Annotated in this window: 4 protein-coding genes; 2 read left to right on the forward strand and 2 right to left on the reverse strand. The window is 69.3% G+C overall.

Annotation, left to right across the window (positions count from 1 at the left end):
* Window positions 1–931, forward strand: a 931-nt coding sequence (locus ACLQ25_RS32310; RefSeq protein ID WP_425734519.1) for an RICIN domain-containing protein, incomplete at its 5' end; no start/stop codon positions are given.
* Window positions 932–1,129: 198 nt separating this feature from the next.
* Here ACLQ25_RS32310 and ACLQ25_RS32315 read toward each other — a convergent pair.
* Both ACLQ25_RS32315 and ACLQ25_RS32320 read right to left on the reverse strand, forming a co-directional pair.
* Window positions 1,130–2,266 carry a substrate-binding domain-containing protein gene (locus tag ACLQ25_RS32315; RefSeq protein WP_425734520.1) on the reverse strand — a complete coding sequence of 379 codons (1,137 nt, stop codon included), beginning with the start codon at window positions 2,264–2,266 and terminating at the stop codon, window positions 1,130–1,132.
* Window positions 2,263–2,451 (reverse strand): hypothetical protein, encoded by a 189-nt coding sequence (locus tag ACLQ25_RS32320; protein WP_425734521.1) that lies wholly within the window; start codon window positions 2,449–2,451, stop codon window positions 2,263–2,265. Before ACLQ25_RS32320 ends, ACLQ25_RS32315 begins: the two co-directional genes overlap by 4 nt.
* 342 nt (window positions 2,452–2,793) lie before the next feature.
* Between ACLQ25_RS32320 and ACLQ25_RS32325 the strand changes: the two genes are divergently transcribed.
* Window positions 2,794–4,800: a DUF2264 domain-containing protein gene (locus ACLQ25_RS32325; RefSeq protein ID WP_425734522.1), complete on the forward strand. Its 2,007-nt coding sequence runs from the start codon at window positions 2,794–2,796 to the stop codon at window positions 4,798–4,800.
* The last annotated feature ends 65 nt before the right edge of the window (window positions 4,801–4,865 follow it).

Here is a 4,865-nt window from a genome sequence, read left to right on the forward strand (position 1 = left end):
CTACTCGGCCCCGCCCGGCCGGGTGCTCATCGGCGGCACCGGCTTCAGCCAGGACCTACGCGACATCTGCAACGACAGCCGCTTCAACGCCACGCTGCTCTCCTTCCACTACTACGCCTTCTTCTACGGCGCGATGACCTACGACGCCTTCCGCGGCCACATCCAGACCCGCCTGGGCAACTGCGCCTCCCGGGCGGTCGCCACCGAGTTCGGCGCGCCCATGAACGACGGCCGCAACTACGCCGACCCGAACAGCACCGACAACTTCGTGCGCTACATCCGCGCCATGGCCCAGGTCATGCGCGACAACCAGATGGGCGGCACCTACTGGCCCGCCCTCGGAGGCAAACCCGGCAGCATCGGCTACGACTGGTACTCGATGTACGCCCTCACCGGCAGCGGCACCGACCCCAACCTCACCGTCCGCAACACCTCCGGCGCCGACCGGATCCGCTACGGCTGGGGCGACACCATCGGCGGCGGCGACCCCACGACGCCTCCCCCGACGACGGGGACCTTCTACCGCATCGACGTGCGGCACAGCGGCAAGACCATGGACGTCCAGCAACCGAACACGAACAACGGCGCACGCGTCAGCCAGTACACCTACGGCGGCAACGCCTGGCAGCAGTGGCAGTTCCAGGACGCCGGCAGCGGCTACTGGCGGATCATCAGCCGCAACAGCGGCAAGTGCCTCGACGTGACGAGCGCCTCGACCGCCGACGGCGCCGAACTGATCCAGTACACCTGCGGCAGCGGCACCAACCAGCAGTTCCAGATGGTCACCAACGGCAGCTACTTCCAACTCCGCGCCCGACACAGCGGCAAGTGCGTGGACGTACCCGCCGCGTCGACTGCGGACGGGGTGGTCCTCAAGCAGTACACCTGCAACACCGGCACCAACCAACAGTGGTCGCGGACGGCCGTCTGACAATCGTCACCACGGTTCCATGGCTCGGCGCACACCTCGGGTACCGAGCATGAGCTCGGTGCCCGGGGTGTGCACCGTACCTCCGCGGTACCGCGGAGCCCGGTTGTCCGTTGCCAGCCGGCTGGAACGGCTGATCCAGGCCGCACTGCGGAGCATGGTGCCGACCAGGTTTGGCCCCGCCGGGACGCCCATGCCCCATCACGCCCACGGCGGTGCGGTCGACTCGCGTACGCGCAGGGACGGGCTGATCACGACCCGGTGCGCGGGACGCTCGGGGTCGGTGAGCCGGTCGGCGACGAGTCGCACGGCGGCGCGGCCAATGGAACGCCGCGGCGGCCGGACCGCGGTCAGCGGCGGGCTGAACAGCTCGGCAACCTCGTCGTCGTACGCCACGATGGACAGGTCGCCGGGCACGGTCAGGTGCCGCTCCTCGCAGTGCTGCACCAACGCGATCGCCTCAGGGTCGGCATGCACCAGCAGCGCGGTGGTGCCGGTCACCTGGCACTGGTGCAGGACGGCGTCGAGCGCGGTGTCGCGCTCCGGTGCGCGGGCGTCAGGCACCGCGGCCGCGACTGTGGCGTTCGGGTCCAGGCCGCACTCGGCCGTGGCGTCAAGCCAGCCGCGCCTCACATGCCGGCTGGTGGGGCTGTTGGCGGCGACCACGAGACCGACCTTGCGGTGCCCGAGGGAGGTGAGGTGCCGCACCGCCATGGCCGCGCCGAGCGCATGGTCGGTGACCACCGATTCCATCACAGCGTGATGGCTACCCACCGAGGCCGTGCGTTCCAGCAGCACGATGGGGAAGCCGAGTTGATCGAGCCACTCAATCGTCCGCGCCGAGGTGGGCGCGTCCATCCGTGGGGCGATGATCAGGCCGTCGACGGCCATCCGTTCCACGAGCCGGGCGAGCTGGGGTTTGTCGTCCTCCGTGTCGTATGAGGAGCCGCGCAGCACCACGCGCATGTCGAGCTCGCGCGCGGCCTCCTCGGCGCCGCGGGCCACATCCGGCCAGTAGTAGTCCATCGAAGGCACCAGCATGCCGAGGGTGCGCCCGCCGAGCGAATCGAGGCCGGCGCCGGATGCTTCGTCGGCGATCGGAGGGGCGTCCGGCGTGATCAGTGCAACCCCACCGTGAACCCGGCTGACCAGGCCTTCAGCAGCGAGCTGTGCGATGTCTCGGCGGATGGTGACCGGTGCGGCGCCGAGTGCCTGGGACAGGTCGGAGATGCGCATCGCCCCGTCGCGTTGCAACGCCTCGAGCAGTTGCTGGCGGCGGGCGACCTGCAGCGGCCCTCGAGCCTCCGCCGTACCGGCGGCGGGATTGTCCTTGGTCATGGGGCACCTCCGAGGAACGGTTCGTGCGGCGGAAGCTCCTCCATGGTGTGGACGAGCTCGCCGCGTGGGCCGAACGCGGTGACCAGGGCCAGTTCGGGGGACGTGTGCAGCCCTTCGAGCCGGGCGATACCGACATCCGGCCAAGTCGCGGCGAGTGGGCCGGTATACCGGTCAGCAGCGGCCATGATTCCTCGCATGTAGAGCAGGTCTGAGCGAACCTGACCGTATCAGATCGTTTTCCGTCGTTGGAAGGGACGACTGCTACCAGATTCGCGATGACGTAATAGGACATAACTGCGTATAGGCGGTTGCTATGCGGCCAAGTGTGGATCCCGCCAGCCAACAACTGGGGATCAGACTGTGCTTTTATGATCTGATCTGCTCATCCAAGTTCAGTAAGAGCATTGACTTGTTCTGTTGTGAGCGTTTAACTTCGGAAACCTCGTTGTTGCCTGCGCGTCACGTTCGGGCAACGCACCGCTCCGACGCGCTCTTGGAGGCGGATCGATGCGACAGGACCACGGATGATGGTTGCCGGAACCGGTGCTCCTGGGTCCGAGCCCGACTGGGCTGCCCGCGCTGCCAAGACCTGGAGCCGGGATGACTGGTTGGCGCTGGCTGACCGAATGCTCGCTGCCGTCCGGCCGTTCGCGTCACCCGGCCACGCTCTGGTTGTCGTTCCTGGCCGGCAAGGGGGCTACGGACGGGCCGTCGACGGCCTGGAAGGGTTCGCCCGAACGTTCCTGCTGGCCGGCTTCCGTATCGCCGGTGCGGACGGAGTGGGTGTCGACGAGCTAGCCGACCGCTACGCGGCGGGAATCTCGGCCGGTACCGACCCGAGAAGTACGGACCGCTGGGTGCGGTTGGATGAGCACCCCCAGGCGAAGGTGGAGGCCGCTTCCCTTGCGCTCGTCCTCGACCTGACCCGTCCGTGGATCTGGGACCGACTCTCATCCGAGGTGCGGGAGCGGGTGGTGGACTACCTGACCCCGGCGGTCGGCGATGCCACCTACCCGCGGATCAACTGGGTCTGGTTCCGGCTGATCGTGCAGACTTTCCTACGCTCGGTGGGCGGGCCGCACTCGCTGGACGAGATGGCGGAGGACCTGGCCACCCATGACGGTTTCGCCCGCGCGGACGGCTGGATGTCCGATGGGCCCGAGCGCGCCTACGACCATTACGTGGGCTGGGCGCTGCACGTCTATCCGACGCTGTGGGCCCGGATGGCCGGCGCGGAGGATCTGGCGGCGGGACGCCGCGATCGGGATCTGGCCGGCCTCGACCGGTACCTGCGTGACGCGGTCGCCCTCGTGGGCTCGGACGGGTCACCGCTGGTGCAGGGCCGGAGCCTGATCTACCGGTTCGCGGCCGCAGCGCCGTTCTGGGTTGGCGCGATCGCGGGGGTGCCGTCGGTCAGTCTTGGCCAGCTGCGCCGCGCGGCCACCGGCATCGTGCGCCACTTCGTCGACCACGGCGCATTCGATGATCGCGGTCTGCTCAGCATGGGCTGGCACGGCCCGTGGCCGCGGTTGGCCCAGGCCTACTCTGGGCCCGGCTCGCCGTACTGGGCCAGCAAGGGATTGCTCGGCATCGCCCTGCCCGCCGGCCACCCCGTGTGGAGGGTGCCGGAGGAGCCGCTGCCTGTCGAGGAGCGGGACGCCGTCCGGGCCATTCGGGCACCGGGTTGGCTGGTCTCGGCCACCCGCGCCGACGGCATCGTCCGGGTGATCAACCACGGCACCGACCACACGGTCGAGGGCAGTTCCGTCGGTGACTCACCGCTCTACGCCCGGCTCGGCTACTCCACCGCGACCAGCCCGGTGCTCGACGAGAGCGGCTGGGTCAACCCCCTCGACCAGTCCGTCGCCCTCGTCAACGAAAGGGGCAGCGCCACGCATCGTGCCGGTATGCGTCTGCTGACGGTGCACGTCGACGGCGATGGCGTGGGCGTGGCTGGTTCGCGCGCCCTCGCCCACTGGGTGGATCCAGACCCGGGCCACCGTGACCACGGCGGTGGCCGCGCCGGCACGTCCCGGCCGGCCGGGAGCCTCACGGTGTACTCGCTGGTCCACGGGCCCTGGGAGCTGCGCTTGGTCCGTGTCGCTGATCTCGCCGACGACGTTGACGCCGCCGGGTTGCGCCTGCGGATCGGTGGCTGGGCCGTTGCCGGCGGTGCGACGGCAGCCTTCGGCGGCGGTGCGGTCAGCGTGACCGGCGCGGGCTTGACGAGTCGACTCGAAGGCGTGCACGGCGGTGGTACGGCCGGTGCCACGTCCGTTCCTGATGGCGGGCCGTTGGCCGGCGGGCTGGTGGTGCCCTGGTTAGACCACCCGGTTCAGCCCGGTGCGTGGGTCGTCGTCCTCACCGAGCTGTCCAGAGACCTCACGGTCGGGGTCAGGCAGGGGTGCCGGGTCGTGCTGGGCGAGGACGCCCGCAGTCTTCATGTTTCGGTCGTCTGGCCGGGCGGGACGAGCACCATGACCCGGCTGGGCCTTGAACGGGCCGATTCCGCAGTCCAGCGACCAGCTAGATGATCGATTCCAAGGGATGTGGGACCGCAAGTAGACGCGAGGGCGTCCATGATCGGCGTTGTCTAGGC

The organism is Micromonospora sp. DT44 (assembly GCF_049841635.1).
Classification (GTDB): Bacteria; Actinomycetota; Actinomycetes; order Mycobacteriales; family Micromonosporaceae; genus Micromonospora.

Excerpts from the sequence above, each read along its gene's own strand:
- ACLQ25_RS32315 (WP_425734520.1), bottom strand. The coding sequence starts at position 2,266 with ATGACCAAGGACAATCCCGCCGCCGGTACGGCGGAGGCTCGAGGGCCG.
- ACLQ25_RS32320 (WP_425734521.1), bottom strand. The coding sequence starts at position 2,451 with ATGGCCGCTGCTGACCGGTATACCGGCCCACTCGCCGCGACTTGGCCG.
- ACLQ25_RS32325 (WP_425734522.1), top strand. The coding sequence starts at position 2,794 with ATGGTTGCCGGAACCGGTGCTCCTGGGTCCGAGCCCGACTGGGCTGCC.